This window comes from Saxibacter everestensis, from assembly GCF_025787225.1.
GTDB classification, from domain to species: Bacteria; Actinomycetota; Actinomycetes; order Actinomycetales; family Brevibacteriaceae; genus Saxibacter; species Saxibacter everestensis.
The window spans coordinates 3,543,525-3,565,975 of record NZ_CP090958.1 but is presented as its reverse complement, the minus strand read 5'-3'; the positions used below and the strand labels follow the sequence as shown (position 1 = coordinate 3,565,975).

Below are 22,451 nucleotides of genomic sequence, written 5' to 3'. Positions count from 1 at the left end.
AGTTCTTGTCCGTCACCGGATGCGTGCGAGGTGCGTGCAGCCGAAGATGTGCTCGCGGGTGCGGCGGGCGATCGGCAAGGGCCGGTCCAGTTCGCAGCCGTACATGTCCTGCTCGATGATCGCGAATATGTCGGTATCGATCTTCGCCGTCTCCTCGATGACGGGTGCCAGCTCGGGCACACCGTGCGGCGGCTCGATCATGATGCCCTGTGCGACTGCGGTAGCGAACGGCACGTCGTTCTTCAGCACGTCGAACAGCAGCGAGGGATCCACCTGCTTGAGATGCAGGTACCCGATTCGTTCCGGACGCTGTTCGATGAGCTTCACGCTGTCGCCGCCGTAGTAGGCGAAATGGCCGGTGTCCAGGCAGAGGTTGGTGTATCGCGGGTCGGTCTCATCGAGAAAGCGCAGCACCTCGCGGGTGGTGCCGATGTGGCTGTCGGCGTGGGAGTGGAACTGCTGCTTCACGCCGAACTCCTCCAGTAGTGCCTTGCCGAGCCGATCGTGGCCGGCGGCTAGCTTCGCCCATTGCTCGTCGGTGAGGGTGCGGGACTCCAGCACCTCGCTCGTCGCGTCGCTACGCCACAGGTCGGGGATCACCACGAGGTGCTCGGCGCCGAGCTTGGCGGCGAGGCCGGCGACGGCGAGCGCCTGGTCCCACGCGCGCTGCCACTGGTCCTCACCCTTGTGGAAGCCGGTGAACACTGTGCCGGCCGATAGCTTGAGACCCCGGGAGCCGAGCTCATCCTCCAGCTGATGCGGATCGGTGGGCAAGTACCCGTAGGGACCGAGTTCGATCCACGAGTACCCTGCGTCAACGACTTCGTCGAGAAAGCGCTGCCACGGAACCTGCTTCGGGTCATCCGGGAACCACACCCCCCAGGAGTCGGGGGCAGTACCGATGCGCAGCCCCGGCTTGCCCGCGGCGGGGCGATTGACGGCGGTGTCTGTCATGGTGTCCTTATCTCTCAATCGGCCGAGAACCTGTCACCCGGCCGAGAATCTCTCAATCAGCCGAGAACCTGTCACCTGGCCGAGAATCTGTCAGTTCAGCCGAGGAGCGGCTTCTGCCGGGATCGCTGTTCGAGGTACTCGCTGCGCGCCCGCTGCGTCGATGGCAGGGTCGATGCCTCCGCGACGGGCACGTCCCACCACCCTTCGCCGTCGGGGGCGTAGATCAGTGGATCGCTGTCGATCTGGATCAGGGTCGACGTATCCGATGCCTTCGCGCGGGCGACCGCGGCCTTCAGGTCGTCGATCGCATTTGGCCCTGACGCCACCTCGATGACGTCCATTCCGTAGCTGCGGGCATTCATCGCCAGATCCACCGGCAGCAACTCGTCGCCCTGGAAGTTGCGGGCCAATGGATCGTAGGCGCGGTACTTCGTGCCGAAGCGCTCGGTTCCCACCGCCTCGGACAGGTGCCCGATCGACGCATAGCCATGGTTCTGAATCAGCACCACGGTGAGCTTGATCCCTTCGGCCACGGCTGTCACGAGCTCGGAATTGAGCATCAGGTACGAACCGTCGCCGACCATCACGATGACGTCGCGGCTGGATCCGTCAGCCAGGGCCCCGCGCTTTGCACCGAGACCGCCGGCGATCTCGTAGCCCATGCAGGAGTAGGCGTACTCGACGTGGTAACCGAGCGGGTCGCGCACCCGCCACAGCTTGTGCAGGTCGCCGGGCAGCGAACCCGCGGCCTGCACGATCACGTCCTCCGGTGCGCTGATCTGCTGCACCGCTCCGATGATCTCTGGCTGACCGGGCACGGCGAGCCCGGATGGCGCGAATGCCGCGTCGACGGCCGCGTCCCAGTCTGCCTTCTCACCTGCGATGCGCTCCGCATAACCGGGCTCGACGCGATGACCGGAGAGTTCCCCGGTGAGTGCTGTCAAGGCCTCGCGCGCGTCTGCGATCACGGGCAGCTGCGTGCCGTGTTTGTAGGCGTCGAACGAGGCGACGTTGACGTTGACGAACGCGATGTCGGGATGCTGGAACGCCGTGCGCGATGCGGTGGTGAAGTCGCTGTAGCGCGTGCCGATCCCGATTACCAGATCGGCATCGGCGGCCAGCCGGTTCGCCGCCGTGCTGCCGGTTGCTCCGACGCCTCCGACGTTCTGCGGGTGATCCCACGCCAGCGATCCGCCGCCCGCCTGCGTGGTGCCGACCGGAATGCCGGTGGCCTCGGCGAAGGTGCGCAGCTGATCCTCGGCCGATGAGTAGAGCACACCGCCGCCGGCGATGATGAACGGTCGCTTCGCCCCGCGGATCGCGGCCACCGCACGAGACAGCGGTCCGTGCTCGGGAAGCGGACGACGGATGTGCCACTCCCGCTCGTGCAGGAACTCCGCGGGCACGTCGAGTGCCTCGGCCTGCACGTCCTCGGGAAGCGCGATCGTGACCGCCCCGGTCTCCGCCGGGTCGGTCAGCACGCGCATCGCGGCGAGTGCGATCGAGAACAGCTGCTCCGGGCGCTGCACCCTGTCGAAGAAGCGAGAGAGTGGGCGGAAGGCGTCGTTCACGGTGATGCCGATATCGTGCGGCAGTTCCAGTTGTTGCAGCACGGGATCGGCCACGCGGGTGGCGAATGTATCGCTCGGCAGCAGCAGTGCCGGCAGCCGGTTGGCGGTGGCCAGGGCCGCACCGGTGAGCATGTTGCTGGCGCCCGGCCCGACGGACGCAGTGGATGCGAAGGTGGCGCGGCGCCGGTGCATCCGGGCGTAGCCGACCGACTGGTGCACCATCGCTTGCTCGTTGCGAGCCTGGTGGTACGGCATCAGCTCGGGGTCGGTGATGTTGGCCTGCTTCAGCGCCTGACCTATCCCCGCCACATTGCCGTGCCCGAAGATGCCGAACATGCCGGGAATAGTGCGTTCGCGCACGTCGCCGTCGACTGTCCACTGGCGGGCCAGGAACTCGACGAGCGCCTGCGCGACTGTCATCCGACTCGTCGTGGTCATCGGCTGGTACCTTCCTGGTCGCTGCCATCCTCTAAGCCGACGTAGGGCAGCCGCGGGTCGACCGCCTCGTCGGTCCAGAGGTCGCGCACCCAGCCGTGCGCCGGGTCGTCGCTGATCAGCCAGGCCCGCTCCGCGCCGGGCCCTGCCATCACGTTGAGGTAGTAGAGGTCATACCCGGGTGCGGCAACGGCTGGTCCATGGAAACCGTAGGGCACGAGTGCGACGTCCCCGGTGCGCACCATCGCGTGTATGTCGATGTCACCCGCGGGCGACGAGTACGTGCTGAACATCCCGAAGGCGGCGTCCGGGTCGGGCGCTGTCGCTCCGCGGGTGGGCTCGGCCTCGAAATAGTAGATCTCCTCGAGCTGTGACTCGTGGCCGGGCACCTGTTCGTCGTGTTTGTGAGGCGGATAGGACGACCAGTTGCCGTGCGGCGTGATTACCTCGCACACGATGAGTCGCGCGGCATCGAGCGTGCCGGGCGTGCCGAAGTTGTGCACCTGACGGCTGGACGTGCCGGCACCGCGCAGTTCCACCGGCGTCTCGGCGGCGGCAATGTGGCGAGTCGGACGAAGGTCGGACGTCGGTGATGTTGCCACGGCGACGCGGCCGGTGCCCGTTATCCTTGCTGTCGCCGCCGCCGAGAGGTAGAGCACGTCGGTGGGGCCGTCGAAAACGCTGGCCCGGCCCGCGAGCTCGGTGACGATCTCGGTGCCCGCCTCGGCGTGCGTCACCGTGAATGAGCCCGCAAGCGGCACGATGATCCGCTCGACACCGTTCGTGTCCAGGGCCACCTGGTCACCGGAGGCGAGTCGGGCGACCCGGAGGCCGGTGTGCTCCCAGCCGGGAAGCGAGCCGTCAATCACGCTCTCCCAACCGTCCTGGGCGAGCGATCCACGCTCGTGGAACCAGCGGGTCATTCCTGTCCCTCCTTCGGGGTAGTTCGGACTGGGACGTTCTAGAAATGTACGAGCCTCGCCGCTGTATTCACGGCGCTCGCAACATCGTCGTCCGGCGGATACAGCAGCGTGCGTCCCACGGTAAGCCCGCGCACGCCGGGAAGCGCCAGGGCGTCCTCCCAGGAGGCGAAGGTCTCGTCGGGCTCGGTACCGGAATCGCCGCCGAGCAGGAGGGTCGGCATCGTCGTCGCGGCCATGACGCGCGCCATGTTCTTGACGACGGGCAGCTTCATCCAGGTGTAGGCACTTGATGCCCCGAGCCCGGACGCGATCGCGACAGACTGGATGACCGCGTCGGTCGACAGATCGTTGGCGATGCGCCCGCCCTGCCAGTAACTCATGAACGGCTCGAGCATGATGGGCAGGCCGGCACGGGCCGACTCAGTCACTGCCCGTGCCGTCGCCTCCAACGTCGGTGCGGTCGCGGCGTCATCGAGCCCCACCCGGATGAGTGTCTTCGCGAAGTCGATGCCAGACGCGATCATGGTGTCGACGTCGTATCCCGTGTAACGGTCGTCGAGCTCGAATGACGCACCGCGGAGGCCGCCGCGGTTCATCGAGCCGACGATGATCTTGTCGTTCAACAGACCGAGAGCGGCGAGGTCGTCGATGATGTCGGGCGTGCCGAGCACGCCGTCGACGCCAGGACATCGCAAAGCGACGGCGAGTCGGTCGAGCAGGTCGTAGCGGTCGGCCATTGCCGTCGAGTTCGATCCGACAGCGAGGGCACCGCGGGCGGGATGGTCGGCCGCGATGATGAACAGCCGCCCGTCGCCCCGCAGTATCTCGCGGCGAGTCCGGGTCGCGAGCGCCTTCGCGATCTCCTCGGGCCGTGACGCACGAAGCGTCCGGAGTTGTTCGAAGTCTGCGGGCGCCAAGGTGCGGTGCGCTCCTGGCCGGGTGCCGGCGGTGGTCATCTCAAGCGCCCAAACCGATGAGTTCGTCGACTTCGGCCGAAGTCGGCATCGCCGTCGAACATTCACGCCGCGATGCCACTATGGCTCCTGCTATGTTCGCGAAACGCAGCGTGCGTTCCAGATCCCAGCCGTTCAGCAGGCCGTGGCACAATGCGCCGCCGAAGGCATCACCGGCGCCCAGGCCGTTGATGACGTCGACTGAGTGCTGTGGCACCTCAACTGTCTCGTCTGCGGTCTTGGCGAGCACGCCTTTCGGCCCCTGCTTCACGATCGCGAGCCGGACGCCGCGCTCCAGTATGGCGTCGGCCGCGCGCTCCGGCTCGGCCTCCCCGACCGCGACCTCGCATTCCTCGCGGTTACCGACGGCGACCGTTGCGTGCTCCAGTACCTTGGCGATCTGCGTTGCCGCCTCGGCGGGAGTCGCCCAGAACATCGGCCGGTAGTCGAGGTCGATGACTGTGTCACCGGCTGCGCCCGCACGGGCGGCGAGCGCGGCGTGATGGCTTCCACGGCTCGGCTCCTGGCTGAGGCCAGTGACCGTGAACCAGAGAATGCGCGCCGTGCGTACTGCCTCGGCGTCGATCTGGGCTTCCGAAATCTCCAGGTCGGGCGCCTTGGGCTCGCGGTAGAAGTACAGCGGGAAATCATCCGGTGGGAAGATCTCGCAGAAGGTGATCGGCGTCTTGTACCTCGGGTCGGTCGCCACGAAGCGATTGTCGACTCCCAACTGGCCGAGCTCCCTCAGCAGATACCGGCCGAATGGATCGTCTCCGACGCGGGAAACAAGCCCGACGCGGTGGCCGTGGCGGGCAGCTGCGACCGAGACGTTCGCTGCGCTGCCGCCGAGATACTTGCCGAAGGTCGAGACGTCCTCGAGGCCGACGCCGTCCTGCAGCGGGTAAAGGTCGACGCCCAGGCGGCCCAGCGCGAGAACGTCAAGAAGAAGAGACTGCTCTGTCATACTCCGTCGAACGACCCTTTCTGGTTCTGGCGGCCGCCTGGTTTTCAATTGTCCTAACAATAACACTTTCGACACAAGCGTCGAGCTCTCGCCATGTCGGCCACTGAAGGAGGACATACGATTGTCGGGACATACTCATCACCGCGTATCGGAGGACGGCATGGCCGCAGGCGAGGTGTTCTGGCCCGACGAGCTGTTTGCCGATCTTGACCGCACCGGCCCGGTGCCGCTTTACTTCCAGGTCGCCAACCGGCTTGAGAGTGCGATCCAAACCGGAACTATCCCAACCGGTGCCCGGCTTGAGAACGAGATAGCGATCGGGCACCGGCTGGGTCTCTCCCGCCCTACGGTGCGCCGCGCGATTCAGGAACTGGTCGACAAGGGATTGTTGGTGCGTCGCCGCGGGATCGGCACTCAGGTGGTTCAGGGTGCGGTCACTCGGCCGGTCGAGTTGACCAGCCTTTACGAAGACCTCACGAGCACTCACCACACGCCGGGGACGGACGTGCTGGTCCACGAGGTGGCGCCGGCGGACGCTGCGGTTGCGCTGCGGTTGGGCATCGACGCCGGGTCGGATGTCGTGCACTTGCGTAGGCGTCGCAGCACCGATGGGGTGCCGGTCGCCGTGCTCACGAACTACCTGCCGATCGAGTTCAGCAACATCACGACGGAGCAGTTGGAGCAGAAGGGCCTGTACCAGCTGTTGCGCGCGCGGGGAGTCGCCATTCGCGTTGCGCAGCAGAAGATCGGTGCCCGCAGTGCACGCGGCGACGAGTGCGAACTACTCGATATAGATCGGGGCGGACCGGTGCTGACGATGGAGCGGGTCGCATTCGATGCATCCGGGCATGCAGTCGAGTACGGCCATCACTGCTACCGCCCCGATATGTACAGCTTCGAGACTACCCTCGTGGCGAAGTAGCGGCCCTCACGCGAAACGGTCCGCTTTCTTGCCCAGGTCGTATGCAATGACCGGGGTGTTAGGGCAGATACCGGACCGTTTCGCCTGAGCCTGCCGGCTGCCTGGAACCACTCAGTGGTGGCCGGCCGGCGTTGTGCCGAACAGCAGGGTGCGCCGCTTGACGTCGTAGAACACTGTGTCTGCAGTGGAGAGGATGTCCTGCAGATTGTCGGCGTCATCGGCATTTATGGTCAGGACCTCTTCCCAGGCTCCCTGATCCAGAACGAGCTGCAGCGTCCAGGTACCCGCTTTTCCGGGATCGCCGGCTACCCAGCTGAACTGATAGTGACTGAGCTGGCGGACCGTCAGACTGTTGTCGGTCACGGGCTGTTTTGGGCTTGATGCCATCTTCTATCGCTCCCTGCCAGCCGAGCGCGTCACCCGGCCGTCTCGTGGATGTGATTGACGCCGGTAGCCATACCCTCAAATGGTCGAGGTAAACCTGAGTCAGCGAATCAAGTGTGAATGTCTTGCGCGGGCCGAAGGATTGTGGTTTATCTTGTGGTAGGTCGAGCAGGTGGCCGAAAACTCAAAGCAGAGGACAAGCCGTGAGCACCGCCGATGAAAGCCGGGCGGGTTCCCAGACCGATGCTCCACCGCCTGAGGACTCGCGTAAACCAGATGCACCGACGGACCTGACTAAACCGTCATGGTCCTACATAATTCGTAAGACTTTCCGTGAATTCACCAAGGATCAGTGTCTCGATCTTGCCGCGAGCCTGACGTACTACGCGACGCTTTCCCTGTTCCCCGCGCTGCTGGCGATAGTGTCACTGCTTGGTGTGGTGGGGCAGGCGCAGCAAACAACCGATGCCGTGCTGGGCCTGCTGTCCGGCTTGGCGCCCGCCGACACCATCAACACAGTGCGTGGCCCGCTGGAATCGCTGACTAGCGCTCCGGCGGCGGGGCTTGCCCTCATCGTGGGAATTGCGGGCGCTCTCTGGTCGGCATCGGGATACGTTGGCGGGTTCGGCCGGGCCATGAACCGGATCTACGAGACGGACGAGGGCCGCCCGGTGTGGAAGCTGCGACCGGTGCAGCTGCTTATCACCCTCGTTATCGTCATCCTGATCGCGATCGCCGGGATTCTGCTGGCGGTCTCCGGCCCGGTGGCGCAGGCGATCGGCGACGCGCTGGGATTGGGCGGCGGAATCTTGCTGGTGTGGAACATCGTCAAATGGCCGGTGCTGCTGATCGTCGTGATCGCCATCGTCGCGTTGCTCTATCACGCAACGCCGAATGTGCGGCAGCCCAAGTTCCGCTGGATCAGTGTCGGAGCGGTCGTCGGGATAATCGTCTGGATCCTTGCCTCGACCGGGTTCGCGTTCTACGTGGCGAACTTCTCCAATTACAACAAGACGTATGGTTCGCTCGGCGGTGTCATTGTCTTCCTGCTGTGGCTGTGGATTACTAATCTGGCGCTACTGTTCGGTGCGGAGTTCGATGCCGAAATCGAGCGGGGACGCGAACTGCAGGCCGGTATTCCAGCCGAGGAGAGTATTCAGTTGCCGCCCCGAGACACCAGGCAGATCAAAAAGGCAGCCAAGAAAGACGAAAAGGATCTCGCCCGGGGCCGCAGCCTGCGTGAACAGGCCGACCGTGGCTCCTCATCGGATGAGCGCGACTCATCCTCGGAGAAATAGCTCACGAGCCCGCGACTGTCCTTGCCGGATGGTGAACCACGTGTTTAGCCGACCCGTTTGCGGGAACGGTACTAGAACCAGACGCTGACGGACCAGGGCAACGGTCGAGATGGCATGTCGGGGAAAGACAGAGGTCATTGCAGAGCCAGGTTCAACGCAATTCACATCCAGCACACGTAGAAGGGTCTCACCGATGGTTCGGGAAGAATCCGGTAGCAAATCCGCAAAGCTGCTGTACCGCCCCATCGGTCTGGTAAGCAGCGTCATCGCCGGCATTCTGGCCGGCCAGGTTTTCAAACAAGTGTGGAAACGGGCCGCTCCCGGCAATAACGAGGATGCGCCAAAAGCTCTCGAGTCTGAGTACCGGGTCCGCGATGTGTTGCTCGCCGCGGCAATTCAGGGCGCCATATTTGGCACGGTAAAAGCGCTCGTTGACCGGGGTGGCGCGCGGGCTTTCCAGAAATGGTTCGGTGAGTGGCCCGGCGATTGAATCGCACCACGCGCCATCAGCTCCCGGCACTAAAAGTGCCGGGAGCTTTTGCGAGTCGCGAAAAAAGTTTCGAGATTGTCGTGACGTTTTGTCGGCGGGCGCGTCTTTACCTATGTCAGCAGCACTCAATCTCGCACTAAAGGAGCAGTTCTCATGGCCGACACCCAGAGCAATACGGTTCGTTCAACGCCGGAGGAGCAGACGCAAAACTCACCGGTCGAGCCGGCCAAAAAGCTCGATGCTCTGCACACCGAACAGGGCGACACAACCATCGCGGAAAGCGTGGTTCAAAAGCTGGCGGGCATGGCCACCCGGGAGGTGCCCGGCGTCTTCGCAATGGGCACAGCCGCGCGGCGGGCGTTCAACAACCTGACCGAGCGTATCCCTGGTTCGCAGACAAACGTCGCCGGCGGAGTATCGGTTGAAAAGGGCGAGCGACAGACCGCAATCGACGTCAGCATCGTTGTCGAGTACGGCACGTCGATTGTCGAGGTGAGCCAGGCAATTCGGCGCAATGTTGTTCAGTCGGTTGAGCACGCAACCGGCCTCGAAGTTATTGAGGTCAATGTGAACGTCACCGACGTCCATCTGCCAGATGAGGACGACGAAGATCTAAACAGGGAGCCAGCCGATCGGCTCGAATGAGATCGTCCCGTCCTCACCTCTTTCGGTGAAGGCTCTACTTACGAAAGGAGAGTCCCATGTCGACTGCGCGCACCGGCCTGTTCGTCGGACTCATATTAGGCCTGGTCGTCGTTTTTGGCGGGTTTGGTGAACTACTCATCGTCGTCCTGTTTGGCGCGGTCGGTCTCGTTGTCGGCCGGGTAATAGAAGGCAAAATCGACCTTCAGGCAATTCTCGGCAGATCCTCCGACCGGAGGTGAACACAGTGTCCATCACCGCAATTCCTCCGGCGCGGGCTGAGGCTGGTTCGCGCGGAAAACTCGTTATTGCCGAAAAGGTGATCGAGAAGGTCGCAAGCCAGGCCGCCGCGGATCTCGCCGATGTCGGTAGTCCTGGCCGGGGGTTCCTCGGAATGGGGCCCCGTCAGGACTTCGATGCCCGGCCAAAGGTGGATGTAGAGCTTTCGGGCAATATCGCCACCATTGCGCTCGACATCGGGGTCAGATACCCGGTTCCGTTGCGAAGTGCCACGGAACGTGTTCGGGAGCAGGTCCGCGAACGAGTGCACGCCCTGACCGGGGTCGAGGTGCGCCAGGTCGACATCGTGGTTTCGTGGCTGCGTCCGCAGGGCAGCGGCGCAGGAACGAGGGTGCTGCTATGAGCACAACGGCAGAAACCCAGAGGCTGCGCCGTCGGCCGAGCCGCGCGATACCGGCAATCATCGTCAGCGTGATCATGATTCTGGCCGGCGCAGGCCTTGCCTGGATGAGTATCGCAAAACTCGTCAACGGGTCGTGGCCGGTGTTCCTTCGCGAACCTCGGAACTGGCTCGCGGAACTCAGCTGGGCCGACCCTGTCGGCTGGGCAATCGGCGGGGCCGCCGCGCTGCTCGGGCTGGTATTGATCCTTGCCGCGCTGATTCCCGGTCAGCCCAACACGGTTCGGGTGACGCACAGGGAGCCTGCGGACGGAGGCTCGGACGTGGCGTCGGACGGAAGCACCAACGGCGCTGAGGACTTCGTTCTCACCCGCAAGGCAATTGCCCGGCTCGCGGCAACCCAGGCGGACCAGATCGACGGCGTCTCTGCTGTTTCGGCAAGCGCCTCGACATCGCGGGTTCAGCTATCCATTTCAACACCGCTCTACGAAACGCGAGCGTTGCACGAGCAGGTGGTCAGCGAAGTGAGCCGTCGGTTGTCCGAGGTTGGGCTCGATCCAGTCCCGCGAGTCACGGCAACGATTCGATCGAAGGCAGCGTCATGACCACGACAGACCTGAAAGGAGGCTCGTCATGCGGCAAACCGTTGGCGCATTGAACCGGACCTGGCTGGCCATTCTCGGCTTCCTCGTTCTGATTGCCGGCGCGCTGTGGCTTCTGGTCGCGAGCGGACAGGCTGCCGCAATTATCGGCGTCCGCGGTCTCGCCGCCGGCCAGGACCGGGTAGTCGGCGCCGATCTGACGACGGTCTTCGATTCACCTATCGCCGCGGTGCTGCTCGCCCTAGCCGGTGTGGTTCTGGTGATCCTGGGACTGGTCTGGATCATCGCCCAGATCCCCAGGAAGAACGAGGCGAAGGCGTATCGCTTGCAGACGGACGCCTCGCACGGCATCACGAACTGTTCACCGAGTGTGATCAACACAGTGGTCGAGGAGCAGATCGAGGGACTGCCCGGAGTATCCAGGGCATCGACAGTTCTGCGTGGCACCTCGACGACTGCGGAACTGACCGTGAAGATGACGGCGGCGGAGCGCGCGGATATTCAGGACATCATCCACCGGATTCGCACCGACATCACCAAGGATCTCTCGACGGCATTGGAGGCGCCGCTGCGGCGGCTCAGCATCCATATCGATGTCGATGCCGGTCGAAAGAACGCAAGATCAGTCACTCTCTAGAAGGGAACACAGCAATGAGCTTCATGGACAAGGCAAAACACAAGGCAGAAGAAGTCGCCGGCAAGGCAAAAGAATCAGCCGGCAAGGCAACAAACAACGACGAGCTCAAGCGTGACGGGCAAACCGACCAGGCCGGCGCAAAAGCGAAGCAGGCCGGGGACAACGTCAAGGATGCAGCCGGAAACGTGCGGGACGCGGTTCGCCGCGACGACCCGGACAAGAACGCGCCATTGCCCTGAGCCTGAGCCTGATCCTGTGAGCTTGAGGGTGGCGCCACGGCGTCACCCTCTTTCGCTACCTTCCGCGTATGCAAACCAAACCTATCGGGCAAGCCGATAGCCATAAGGAGAACTAGCTACATGAGTATCATCGGATTCCTGATCCTTGGCCTTATCATCGGAGCACTGGCCAAGCTTGTCCTGCCAGGGAAGCAGGGCGGCGGCTGGATAGCCACGCTGATCCTCGGAGTTGTCGGGGCGCTTCTCGGCGGCTTCCTCGGGTCGGCGATCTTCGGCGTAGGACTCGAGGAGTTCTGGTCGCTGCAAACCTGGCTGCTGGCGCTCGCCGGCTCACTGATCGTTCTGATCGTTTGGGGGCTCATCCGCGGACGAGCCGGCAGCAGCCGTCGCTAATTTCGACCGGTGTGGCCGCAGAGACTATCTGTGGCCGCACCGTCCACTCCTTTCGAGAAAGAACTCGCCATGATGGCCACTGATCTGCCGTTCGAACACATTGACATCGTCTTCAACCCGAAAAGCAGCGGCGACGCCGAGGAACATGCCCGCAAACTCAGTGAACAGCTGAGTAGCCAGCTGCCCGGGATCCCGGTGTCACTCCACGCCACGGAACGGGCAGGGCATGCGCGGGATATCGCCAGGGACTGTTCGGGCTGGGTGGATAGGCCACTCATCGTGTCGGTCAGTGGCGACGGCGGTTACAACGAGGTGATCGAAGGCATCATGCAGGCGAACAATCCCGGTGCTGTCGCCGCGGTGCTTGGGGCTGGCAACGCCAACGACCACGACGAAAGCACGTCGGAGCAGCCGCTTATCGATTCGATACTGGCCGGGCGCACCAAAAAGCTAGACGTCCTGAAGATGACGCTGGGCACGGGTCAGAAGAAGGTGACGCGTTGGGCGCACTCGTATATCGGACTTGGTCTGACGCCCGCCATGGCACAGGGCATCGAGGCCGGCAACAAGGGCCCGATCAAGGAACTCGTCTCAGCTTTCCGGACGTTCGGCGAGCTCAAACCGTTCACGATTCAGCAGGACCACCGGCAGATTCGGTTGGACAGCCTGATATTCGCCAACATCCCGCGGATGGCCAAGTACGCCAGTCTGAGCGACAGCGGCGAACCGGATGACGGAATCTTCGAGGTGATCACCTTCCCGCACCGTCAGAAAGTCCGTTTGCTGCTCACGGCGCTCAAGGCGGTCACTCGCGGACTGACCGAAGGCACCCGGGCCCGGGACTATTCGTTCGTGACCACGTCGGCGATGGACATCCAGATCGACGGCGAACTACAAAAGGTCGACGCAGGCACCGAGGTGAATATCGGCATCTGCCATCTCGGCATCACCTCGCTGGCCTGACCCAGCTCGCACGGAACGAGCGGCTCAGCCAGCTCCTGACAACACGTGTCCACATGATTCCCGCGGCGGCGCCGCGGGAATCCACATACTTTCCCGCACCCGGGCCAAGGCAAGGCGTCAAAGGAATAGCCTCACAGTGTGCCGCAGTACTGCGGCACACACATTGCACTCCACGTGTTGTTTGTCCCCGATCCGGCTGGCGGCCTCTGCGGTCGGCTCGGCAACGGATGCGGCTCCTAGCCGTAACCTGAGCAAACTCGCGTGCCATTCTTCTGGATGGTGGGATGTACTTGAAACTGGCGAGGATGCGCGGGTTCACCCGCAGGGTGGGGCTCGGCCGACTGACTGGTGACGCCGGTGCGGTGGCGCTGGGACACCTGAGCGCGTTCATTTACCCCATTGTCTCGATCCCGTTCCTCAGCCGACTGCTGGGCTCGCATGATCTGGGCCGGTTGATTTTCGCGATGGCAATCATCCAGGTCGTGATCTACGTCGTCGACTTCGGCTTCGGGATGAGCGCCCTGCGTGCAGTCTCGGTGGCCCGCTCGGCGACCGAGCGCGCGAACATAGTCGGCGCGACGATTTGTGCGAAACTGCTTTTGCTGGCGGCCTGCTCGGTGCTACTCGTGCCGTTGATCTTCCTGATTCCGCAGCTCCGCGCCGACTGGCCGCTGTACCTGATCGGCGTGGCCCTGGTGATTGGTGAGGCGGTGTTCCCCAGCTGGCTGCTGCAGGGGCTCGGCCGGATGAAAACTTTCGCGGTGCTCACCGCGGTGTCCCGGCTCCTTGCTCTGGTCGGGCTGCTGCTGACGGTGCGATCGGCTTCGGACACCGCTCTGGCGATGTTCTGGCAATTCGCCCCGATGGTGATAGCCGCAACCCTCTGCTGGCTGCATCTGCGCAGACTTGGCCTGGCCCAGATCCACCGGCCCTCCCTGGTCCTGGTCAGGAACACCCTCAGGGAAAGCAGCCCGTTGTTCGTGAGTTCGCTCGCCACAATGGTGATCGGTGCGGCCAATGCCGTGGCGCTCGGCGCGCTTTCCTCGATGCAGCAGGTGGCGTACTTCGGCACGGCAGAGCGAATGTCCAACGCTGCCCGTGGCGTACTGAGTGGCGTGCAGGAGGCGATGCTGCCCCGGATGACTGCGACGGAGACCGACGACAGCCACGATGACTCCGCTCTGCGCCGCACTATCATGGTCGCGCTCGCGGGATGTTACGTCGTCGCGGGGCTGACAATGATCGGCACAGCGCACTGGCTGATTCCCTGGTACCTGGGTGCCGGTTTCGACGATGCCGTTCCGGTCGCCCGGTGGTTGGGTGTGGCGCTATGCATCACCGGATTCGCGGCAACCTTCACCCTGGTGTTGGTCGCTCGCAACGAGTTTGGGACATTGTCCCGCGTTATGGCGCTCTCGGCCGTCATCCACCTGGTTATCCTGCCGATCGGCTGCGCGATGTTCGGCGGGATCGGAGCCGCAGGCGCCGTCGTCGGGACCGAGACCTGCCTGGCCGTCATGCTTGCCGTGGCCTATCGCAGAAGCCGGCGCAGGCCAGTAGCTCGACCAAGTGGAGCCGGTGCCGTGACCTTGAAGGAGGAACAATGAGTCCAGCTGTGTCCGTCGTGATGGCGGTGTACAACGGATCGGAGCACGTTGCCCGGGCGATCAATTCGGTACTTGGCCAGACCATCGTTGACTACGAACTGCTGATCGTCGATGACGGTTCGACCGATGACTCAAGTGCCGCGATCGCCGCTGCCCTTGAGGCGAGGACGGCGGCTGAGCGGCAACGGATAAGACTGCTCCGGCATGAGCGGAATAGAGGGTATGACGGCGTTACCGAGACCGCCGTTGCCGCAGCCACAGGCGACTGGGTCTTCTTTGTCGATTCGGACGACACGATCGAACCACAGACTCTTGAGGCGCTGCTGGATTCGGCACTGACCTCTGACTCGCAGGTGGTGATTCCGCAGCAGCGAACGGTGGACGAAGACACCGGCCGGACCGGACTGCTTCGGCAATGGGCGCCGCCGTCCGGGGTCAGCACCGGCACCGAGACGGTCCGGCGATTCGCCCGCGGGGAGCTGGTCTCATCGCAGCACGCGTTGATCAGGCGAAACCTGTTCGAGGACCTGCAGATCGCCTCGGCCAACACATTTTCCGATGTGCTCGTGATGACCCAGGCGTATTGCCGGAGCAAGCGGATCAGTTACCTCACCGAGCCGCTGTACAACTACTCCATCCGGTCCAACTCGATTACCGGCTCGCTGCGCGACACAATCTGGGATCTTCCGGTGGCCGTGACGCAGCTCTATCCGTACGTCGACGCCCAGGTCGAGCCGCGAGAGGCCGCCGAGCTGCGCCGCCGCCTCCGGCATGGGGCGCTCTGGCAAATGGCGAACAAGGCAGCCGCCGAGCCACGCGTCACCCCGCTGGGCCGCGAAGTGACCCGCTGGGTCCGGCAGCACGTGCTCTGGCGGAACTTGCTGTGGTTCGCTGTCCGCCGCAAGCCGATGGTCTTGGTGGTGCTTGGCCTGGTCAAACTGTCCCCAGGCCTGCACCGGCGGCTTTACCGGAGCTACAAAGCCCGGGGTTAGTGGAGTACACGGAACCGACGAAGGCGGTGGAGAACCACTATGAATCCTCAAGTCAGCATCGTAATGCCGGTCTATAACGCCGAATCCTACGTCGGCCGGGCGCTCGACTCGGTCCTGAGCCAGACGTTCACCGACTTCGAACTGCTTGTTGTCGACGACGCCTCGACGGACGGCTCACTGGCGGCCATCCGGAAGGCACTGAGTGCCCGGACGTCGAGCGAACGGGCGCGGGTACAGATCGTCAGCCGGGAGCGGAACCTCGGTTACGGCGCCGCCATGGACACCGGAGTGCGGCGAGCGCGTGGCGGATGGATGTGGTTCGTCGATGCGGACGATGTGGCCGTACCGGAAATGCTTGAACTGCTGCATGCGGCGGCAACCAGGCACGAGGCTCAGATGGCCATCTCGCACATCCAGGCGGTTCATGATCAGACGGGCCGGGACAAGCTGCTACCCCAGCGAATGCCGAGGCGACCGGTCGGCACCGGCGCAGACGCCCTTCGGCGATTCTTGCGCGGAGACCTGGTCGGCTTCCAGACCAACAAGCTGATCGCCCGGCGGATCTGGAATGGCGTGGCAGGGCCGACCGGAAAGACAACCGGAAACGCATATGCGGACATGATTGCGATGGCGCAGCTGCTCCGCAACTGCCAGCGCGTGGCATACGTGAACCGGCCCCTGTACCGGTACACACTTCGCTCCGACTCGGCAACGGGATGCCTTCGGTCCAGCGTCTGGGACCTGACGGACCTGCACAAATCCATCTACCCCGTGATCGACGATGTGTTCTCACCCAGGGCGGCGCGTCAACTGCGGCGCGTCTTCACCTACCGGCAGGTTTACTGGCCTCTGGTCCACAAGGCAGCAGCGCATTCGGACCCTGGCGGCCTGGCCGCGGAAGTGACGCGCTGGGTACGGGTCCGGATCTGCTGGTCGGATCTGGGTTGGCTGATGGCGAGCGGCAGGCTGGTGCTTGTCGGATCGCTGGCCCTGGCAAAGGTTGCCCCGACCATCCACTGCCGACTTTTCCGTTACTACAAACAACGCGCGTCTGCTCCGCGGCAGCCGATGAAGCGGACGCGAGTGGGAGCCCCACGATGACGAAACATCTGAACCCCAGACCTCCCAGGCAGCGCCGCCGGCTACTCCCTGCCGTCTTAGGACGGGATAGAAGCAGGCGGATCCGGAACCTGGTTGCCGGCCTCGCCGTGGTCGGCGCGATCGTTCTCACCGGTTCCGCGTCCATCGTCCGTGCTCCCGGCCAGCCTCCGGAGCAAGCCAGCAGCGCCTCGCCGGCGGTGAACGACGCATTGCCGCCTCTGGATAGCGGAATCGGCTTTGGTTTCACCGGCTCCCTGGACAGCAGACCCGGTGCCGCCGATGACATCGAGAGCTTCAAGCGAGACGTGGATGCCCTGGTGGAGCACGGCCAGCAGTGGATTCGCTTCGGGATCATCGGCTGGCAAGTGGCCCGGGTGAGCGGAGATGATGGCCACCTCGTCTGGGACGAGTCCAGGCTGAAGGTCTTCGATGAAGCCATCGCCTATGCCCGGCAGAAGGGACTGAGGGTCTTTCTGACCACCGCGGACGGGCAGAACGCGGCTGGCACCGCTGAGGCGTACCGAACCTCGATGCGTGAGTACTGGACGACGCTGGCTCGCCGCTACGCACCGAGGGTATCGGTCTGGCAGCTCTACAACGAGGTCGACGGCTCGCACTTCCGCACCGATCAGCAGTTGAAGTCGATGACTCCGGAGTATCTGGCGCAGCTGAAGGCGATGTTGCAGATCGGACGGACGGCGATCAAGGAGGCCAGCCCAGAGACCTTGGTAACCACCAACACGAGCGGCTGGCCCGTCGATGACGCGATGGAGGCGGATTGGAACACATTCTTCGATGCCATCTCCGCCACCTTGGACGTCATCGCCGTCGACGTGTACCCGGCCGACGATACTACCGACATCGAGGGTCTGACCAGCCGCGTCGAGCGGATCAGTCAGCGTTATGACAAGCCGGTGATCGTCGCGGAGGTGGGGCTGCAGACCTGTCGGGGTTGCTGGAGCGAAGCCGACCAGGGAAGATACGTGGCCGCCGCGGTAGAGGCGCTCAAGGAGGCTGAACCGATGGCGATCCTGATCTATCAGTGGCGGGACGGCAAAGACCCCGATGGCCTGAATGCGTTCGGCGTCATCCATATCGACCGGTCGCCGAAGGCCGGGTTCGACCGGATCATGGCCGCAATGCGGGACTGATCCGATGGACCCTGAAACGTCAGCTCCGGCTCATCGATTAAGGCGGTGGAACGATTTTCAGTAATCAGACCAGCATCTACACTCAAGCGTCGGTATCGGACCTGGTGCAGCGCAGCTATGACGTGGTTTTCGTCGGTTCCGGCGTGTCCAGCACCTATACCCTGATCCACTATGCCGATTCACTGCGCCAACGAGTGCGGTGCCGCGAGTCGCGGGTGCTGGTAGTGGAAAAGAGCGGGGATTTCTGGACCGGAGTCGCCTACGGTTCGAGATCTGGAATCGGGTCACTCATCATCAGCCCGCTGAAGGAGTTTCTGCCGCCCGGCGAGCTGGAACGGTTCACCGGCTGGCTAGATCTCAATCGCGACCACGTCTTCGATGAGTTTCGCCTGCGCGGTGGCTGCCTTGCCCAGCGATGGCTGGACAAAAACTCCGCCGCTATCCGGACGGGCGACTGGGAGAACCTGTATATCCCACGCCACGTTTTCGGCGATTTCCTAGCCAACAGGGCCAAGTCGGCAATCGCCGAGGCGAGCGGGAGGGGACTACTCAGCTGTGATCTGCTGACCGCCGAGGTACTTTCAGTGCAGAAGCTGCGCGACTCGTACTTTGTGCAGGCGCGGACAGCCGACGACGCCGAACTCCGGATTGAAACGGCGAAGGTGATCCTCGCCGTCGGAAGCCCGCCCAAACGACAACTTGCGGCGCCGGCCGATTCGGTTGCCGGAGCCTGCCTGATCGCCGACAGCCACGACCCGTGCCTCGACGAAACCACGCGTCGGCTGCTGACGACATTTCAGTCGTTGCCGGCGACCGTCCCGCGGAACGTGCTGCTGGTGGGTTCCAACGCGAGCGCCCTGGAGGTGGTGTACAACCTGTTCAGCAACAGCACTCTGGCGGAGGAGCTCGACACGGTTTACGTCATTTCCCCTAGCGGCGCACCGGACCACTGGACTGAGGCTCGAAACAAGAGCACTGAACGCGGCTTCGAACCCCGCTACATCCGTACACTGGCGCCCGACTATCGGGCGCGGGATATCTACCAGGCCGTGCAGCAGGATGTGGCGCTGGCGAAATCGCAGGGATTCACCCGGGGTGATACTGTCGCGACGATCTCGGCCCTGCTGATGTCCCTGGTGGACGGCTTGAGTCAGGCCGAGCAACGGAAGTTCGTCACCACATACGGCGAGGCGATCGGCAGAATCCAGCGCCGGGCCGGCGGGGAATACAGTGAACTGGCGACCAGACTGATTTCGGAGGGCCGGATCGAATTCATTGCCGGGAAGTTCATTCGGGCAGCGGCCGGCGACAAAGGCGGTATCAGTTTTTGGTACTGCGACGACCGACCCCCGGGTGATCGCCGTCCGCTTGCTGAATGCAGTATTTCGGATGAAAAGGAGCAGCACCCCGCTCAACTGGCGGCGGTGATAAATTGCACGGGATTCCAGGACCTCGGTGAGACATCCTCGACATTGATCCAAAGCCTGATGGCGAGCGGGGTATGCGTGCCGACCGGCTCCCGGCGGGGATTCTCGGTCAATGAGGAGTTCGAATGCGCCGAGGGCCTCTACCTGATCGGGCCGTTACTCGCCGGTAATCTCAATCGGCGGCTTCGGGTCTGGCACGCGGAAAGCTGTTCCCGGCTTTTCCAGTACTCGCTTAACCTGGGGTCGATTCTGGGCGGACTCAGCATCGGAGGATGACTAGCTGCTGCTTCAGTTGTTTTACGCTGCAATCGCATGGAATCCGCAGAATGACAACGGCAAATGTACTGAAACCGCTGTTTTCGCCAATTCGTGGTGCCCGTTAAGGCCGGTGGGGCTAAGGTTCTTCTACGGACACTTGCCGTGCCGATCTATCTTTGGTCCCACCCCAGGTTAGCTAAGGCAGGATTATTAGGGGCATCAGTTGCCGTTTGTTAATCGCGTAAGTGAGCTAGAGCAGATTTCCGCTGTCGCCAGCAACCAGCGCGAAGCTTCGCTGATAGTCGTCGGCGGGCACGGCTACGGCAAGACGGCGCTCCTCGAGGAGGCGGCACGACGGTCGGCGAATACTGTGCACCTGCGGGTAAACGTCACCGAGTCCACTTGGCCGTTTTCCGGACTGTCAGTCATTTTCGCGGCGATCGCAGACGACTGCGGCGTGGATCTGAGCCATGACCTGGATCTTGCCGTGGAGGAAAACACCGACAACTTCGCCGTCGCTTCCCTTGTCCTCAGGCGAATCCAGGAGGCTGCCTTCCCGGCGTTGTGCATCGTGATCGATGACCTCGACCTGATGGACTCCGACAGTCAGACAATCATCGGCTTCCTGTCGCGTCGGGTCCAGGGCACGGGCTTGCGGATCGTTGGTTCCGTCAGTGAACTCAAGCTCGACAGCCCATTCGCGGGTCTGCCGGTCATCGAACTTCAGGAACTGAGCCTGGATGCGTCGCTCGAGCTGATCGAGTCTTGGGCGGGCCCGCAGGCCGACAAGTCCACGGTTAATTCGATCGCCATCGCGGGATCCGGGCATCCGCTGGCCATCGAGGAAGTTCTGGGCGTGCTGCCGCCGCATCAGCTTTCTGGGCGCGATCCGCTATCGCATCCGTTGAAAATCGGGCCGCGAACCATCCAGCAAGTCAGCCCCGGCGTCGCCTCTCTGAGTGAGCAGGGCAAGGAAGTGCTGGCGGAGTTGTCGACCGCAGAATTAGTGCATTCCCGGGCGGTGGAACTTTCCTACGAAGGCGAATGGGAGGGCCTTGGCGAGTTGATCGCCAATGATCTGGTCACCCGGACCGGGAACTATGTGGGCATTCGGCGGCCGATAGTCCGTTCCTGCGTCTACTGGAGCATCACCGCGAAAGACAGGTTCCGGCTGCATCAGTCGATGTGGGAACGTTGCCGCGGCGTCGACCCTCATGGTGCGATCTGGCACAAGAGCTTCGTGACGAGCGATTCCGGTACCCCGGAGGACCTTCTGCGTTCCGGCCTGGCCCTGATCGGGCAGGGCCAGATTGTTCCGGCCGTCGAGTTCGTTGACCGCGCACTGACCCTGAGTGCCGACAATGAACGCCTTGCCGCCGTGCTTGCCGATGTCGCTGAGGCGATGCTCCAGCATGGCGAGTTCGCCCACACGTCGAAGTACGTTCGGCATGCACAGCGAATGACCAACGATGGCGCGGTGCTGCTGCAACTGGCATCGCTGCGTGTCCGGGTGGAGTACAGCCAACTGCAGACGATTACGCCCGGTCTGGTTTACGGCGTCGTCGAGAAGTACGGCGATCGCGATCCAAACATCGCGGCGTATCTGCTCACCCTCCTGGCGCAGTACCACGCCGAGAAGTGGGACGCCGGAACGTGCAGGTTCCTGTTGAAGCGCGCCGAAAGGTACCTGCGACCTGCTTCATCTGACGTCCTCCGGCTGCACGGCATCGTTCGAATCTTCGTCGAAACTCTTGAGGGCGAATCGGCCAGGGCCCGTGACCTCTACGACGAGCTGAGCCGGCACGACCTGTCAACCGTCGACGACTCCTCGCTGGCGATTCTTGGCCGCTGCCTGACCTATTCCGGCTGGTACCACCAGGCGCGTGACCTGTACTCGATAGCGTTCTCCCGCTATCCCGCGACCTCGGTCTGGGCAAAGCTTGGCAACTTCCTGCAGGCCGAGAATGAGATCCGGGCCGGAAGCTACCACCGTGCCGAGGAGGCCATCGAGGCAACGATGAGCGGACCCAGTACCCAGGAGATCTCCCGGACGTTCAGCCGGGTGCTGTACGCCTGGTATTGGCAGGCCAAGGGTGATTCGGAAAAGGCTCGTTCGATAATTGCCGACGCTCACCATCTCACCCATGGTGGCCAGGACCCGGCGGGAGCCGCGCAGCTGTGTGCGCATCAGGGCCGGTTTGCGATGATGCGGGCCGACTACGCGGAAGCCCTGAGGTACCTGATCCGGGCTCGCGACATTGGCATCATGTTCCAGAATCCGCTCCAGCTGCAGTTCGAGGGCGACCTGGTGGAGACGCTGGTGGCGCTGGACCGGCGTCGTGAGGCGACGGAGGTGCTCGACGACTTCGAGGAACGGAACACGACGCACCCTTCGCGGTGGGGCACTCTCGTGCTGGACCGCAGCCGCGCGCTGGTGGCCACGGGTGAGTACTCGCTGCAGCTGTTCCGGAAACTGCTGGCCCGGTTCGGTCCGCAGGATTCCGATTTCGAGAGGGCACGGACATTTTCCTGTTATGGCCGTCGGCTGCGCCAGCTTGACCGGAGTGCCGAAAGCCGCGATTACTTCCTGGCAGCCATCTCGATCTATAACGAGATCGGCGCCATCAGCTGGGCAGCGGAGATTGAGAAACTGATCAGCGGCCGCACGCCGGCTTCGCAGCGAGCCCAGCACCCGATGTTGAGCCGTCTCACGGACGCCGAGCGGCTGGTCGCCAGCCGGGTGGCCGCCGGTGCCCGGAACAAGGACATCGCCGCGGAGCTCTTCGTCTCGGTGCGCACGGTGGAGGTTCGGCTGACCAGCATCTATCGCAAGCTCGGCGTGCACTCGCGCTCGCAGCTGACCGCCCTAATGTCGCAGGACGCCGACCCGATTCGGTCGGGCTGA

Annotated in this window: 23 protein-coding genes; 17 read left to right on the top strand and 6 right to left on the bottom strand. The window is 63.5% G+C overall.

Annotated elements, in window-relative coordinates; genetic code table 11:
- Positions 1-12 precede the first annotated feature (12 nt).
- The 5 genes from LWF01_RS16835 to iolC form a co-directional block, all read right to left on the bottom strand.
- Positions 13-954, bottom strand: coding sequence for a sugar phosphate isomerase/epimerase family protein (locus tag LWF01_RS16835; RefSeq protein ID WP_349638528.1), 942 nt, complete (start codon positions 952-954; stop codon positions 13-15).
- A 95-nt stretch (positions 955-1,049) separates the two neighbouring features.
- Complete coding sequence (iolD, locus tag LWF01_RS16830; RefSeq protein ID WP_349638527.1) at positions 1,050-2,963, bottom strand: 3D-(3,5/4)-trihydroxycyclohexane-1,2-dione acylhydrolase (decyclizing); 1,914 nt, start codon at positions 2,961-2,963, stop codon at positions 1,050-1,052.
- Positions 2,960-3,883 carry a 5-deoxy-glucuronate isomerase gene (gene iolB / locus LWF01_RS16825; RefSeq protein ID WP_349638526.1) on the bottom strand — a complete coding sequence of 308 codons (924 nt, stop codon included), beginning with the start codon at positions 3,881-3,883 and terminating at the stop codon, positions 2,960-2,962. The genes iolD and iolB overlap by 4 nt, the downstream gene beginning before the upstream one ends.
- A 38-nt stretch (positions 3,884-3,921) precedes the next feature.
- Complete coding sequence (locus tag LWF01_RS16820) at positions 3,922-4,839, bottom strand: class I fructose-bisphosphate aldolase (RefSeq protein WP_349638525.1); 918 nt, start codon at positions 4,837-4,839, stop codon at positions 3,922-3,924.
- A 1-nt stretch (position 4,840) separates the two neighbouring features.
- Positions 4,841-5,800, bottom strand: a complete 960-nt coding sequence (gene iolC / locus LWF01_RS16815; RefSeq protein WP_349638524.1) for a 5-dehydro-2-deoxygluconokinase — start codon at positions 5,798-5,800, stop codon at positions 4,841-4,843.
- A 160-nt stretch (positions 5,801-5,960) separates the two neighbouring features.
- On the opposite strand from iolC, the gene LWF01_RS16810 reads away from it, so the two are divergent.
- Positions 5,961-6,722, top strand: a complete 762-nt coding sequence (locus LWF01_RS16810) for a GntR family transcriptional regulator (protein ID WP_349638523.1) — start codon at positions 5,961-5,963, stop codon at positions 6,720-6,722.
- A gap of 111 nt (positions 6,723-6,833) precedes the next feature.
- Here LWF01_RS16810 and LWF01_RS16805 read toward each other — a convergent pair whose 3' ends face one another.
- The gene (locus tag LWF01_RS16805) at positions 6,834-7,085 is read right to left on the bottom strand and encodes a hypothetical protein (RefSeq protein ID WP_349638522.1); all 252 of its coding nucleotides are present in this window, start codon (positions 7,083-7,085) and stop codon (positions 6,834-6,836) included.
- Between the two features lie 224 nt (positions 7,086-7,309).
- Here LWF01_RS16805 and LWF01_RS16800 point away from each other — a divergent pair, with 224 nt between their 5' ends.
- The 16 genes from LWF01_RS16800 (at position 7,310) to LWF01_RS16725 (ending at position 22,451) form a co-directional block, all read left to right on the top strand.
- Positions 7,310-8,404, top strand: coding sequence for a YihY/virulence factor BrkB family protein (locus tag LWF01_RS16800; protein WP_349638521.1), 1,095 nt, complete (start codon positions 7,310-7,312; stop codon positions 8,402-8,404).
- Between the two features lie 193 nt (positions 8,405-8,597).
- On the top strand, positions 8,598-8,894 hold the full coding sequence (locus LWF01_RS16795) for a DUF4235 domain-containing protein (RefSeq protein ID WP_349638520.1): 297 nt from the start codon (positions 8,598-8,600) through the stop codon (positions 8,892-8,894).
- A 153-nt stretch (positions 8,895-9,047) separates the two neighbouring features.
- Positions 9,048-9,539, top strand: coding sequence for an Asp23/Gls24 family envelope stress response protein (locus LWF01_RS16790; RefSeq protein WP_349638519.1), 492 nt, complete (start codon positions 9,048-9,050; stop codon positions 9,537-9,539).
- A 56-nt stretch (positions 9,540-9,595) separates the two neighbouring features.
- Positions 9,596-9,778: a hypothetical protein gene (locus LWF01_RS16785; RefSeq protein ID WP_349638518.1), complete on the top strand. Its 183-nt coding sequence runs from the start codon at positions 9,596-9,598 to the stop codon at positions 9,776-9,778.
- Between the two features lie 5 nt (positions 9,779-9,783).
- On the top strand, positions 9,784-10,179 hold the full coding sequence (locus LWF01_RS16780) for an Asp23/Gls24 family envelope stress response protein (RefSeq protein ID WP_349638517.1): 396 nt from the start codon (positions 9,784-9,786) through the stop codon (positions 10,177-10,179).
- On the top strand, positions 10,176-10,781 hold the full coding sequence (locus LWF01_RS16775) for a DUF6286 domain-containing protein (protein WP_349638516.1): 606 nt from the start codon (positions 10,176-10,178) through the stop codon (positions 10,779-10,781). Before LWF01_RS16780 ends, LWF01_RS16775 begins: the two co-directional genes overlap by 4 nt.
- A gap of 28 nt (positions 10,782-10,809) precedes the next feature.
- Positions 10,810-11,415, top strand: a complete 606-nt coding sequence (gene amaP, locus LWF01_RS16770) for an alkaline shock response membrane anchor protein AmaP (protein ID WP_349638515.1) — start codon at positions 10,810-10,812, stop codon at positions 11,413-11,415.
- A 14-nt stretch (positions 11,416-11,429) separates the two neighbouring features.
- Positions 11,430-11,654 carry a CsbD family protein gene (locus LWF01_RS16765; protein ID WP_349638514.1) on the top strand — a complete coding sequence of 75 codons (225 nt, stop codon included), beginning with the start codon at positions 11,430-11,432 and terminating at the stop codon, positions 11,652-11,654.
- 120 nt (positions 11,655-11,774) lie between these two features.
- Entirely contained in the window at positions 11,775-12,047 is a 273-nt protein-coding gene (locus LWF01_RS16760) for a GlsB/YeaQ/YmgE family stress response membrane protein (protein WP_349638513.1), read from the top strand.
- A gap of 69 nt (positions 12,048-12,116) precedes the next feature.
- Positions 12,117-13,010, top strand: a complete 894-nt coding sequence (locus LWF01_RS16755) for a diacylglycerol/lipid kinase family protein (RefSeq protein WP_349638512.1) — start codon at positions 12,117-12,119, stop codon at positions 13,008-13,010.
- A gap of 305 nt (positions 13,011-13,315) precedes the next feature.
- Complete coding sequence (locus LWF01_RS16750; RefSeq protein WP_349638511.1) at positions 13,316-14,617, top strand: oligosaccharide flippase family protein; 1,302 nt, start codon at positions 13,316-13,318, stop codon at positions 14,615-14,617.
- Positions 14,614-15,609: a glycosyltransferase family 2 protein gene (locus LWF01_RS16745; protein ID WP_349638510.1), complete on the top strand. Its 996-nt coding sequence runs from the start codon at positions 14,614-14,616 to the stop codon at positions 15,607-15,609. Before LWF01_RS16750 ends, LWF01_RS16745 begins: the two co-directional genes overlap by 4 nt.
- Positions 15,610-15,648: 39 nt before the next feature.
- The gene (locus LWF01_RS16740; protein WP_349638509.1) at positions 15,649-16,710 is read left to right on the top strand and encodes a glycosyltransferase family 2 protein; all 1,062 of its coding nucleotides are present in this window, start codon (positions 15,649-15,651) and stop codon (positions 16,708-16,710) included.
- Positions 16,707-17,861 (top strand): cellulase family glycosylhydrolase, encoded by a 1,155-nt coding sequence (locus LWF01_RS16735; RefSeq protein WP_349638508.1) that lies wholly within the window; start codon positions 16,707-16,709, stop codon positions 17,859-17,861. Before LWF01_RS16740 ends, LWF01_RS16735 begins: the two co-directional genes overlap by 4 nt.
- Positions 17,862-17,965: 104 nt before the next feature.
- Positions 17,966-19,564 (top strand): FAD/NAD(P)-binding protein, encoded by a 1,599-nt coding sequence (locus tag LWF01_RS16730; RefSeq protein WP_349638507.1) that lies wholly within the window; start codon positions 17,966-17,968, stop codon positions 19,562-19,564.
- A gap of 205 nt (positions 19,565-19,769) precedes the next feature.
- A complete protein-coding gene (locus LWF01_RS16725; RefSeq protein WP_349638506.1) occupies positions 19,770-22,451 on the top strand; it encodes a LuxR C-terminal-related transcriptional regulator in 2,682 nt (893 codons plus the stop codon).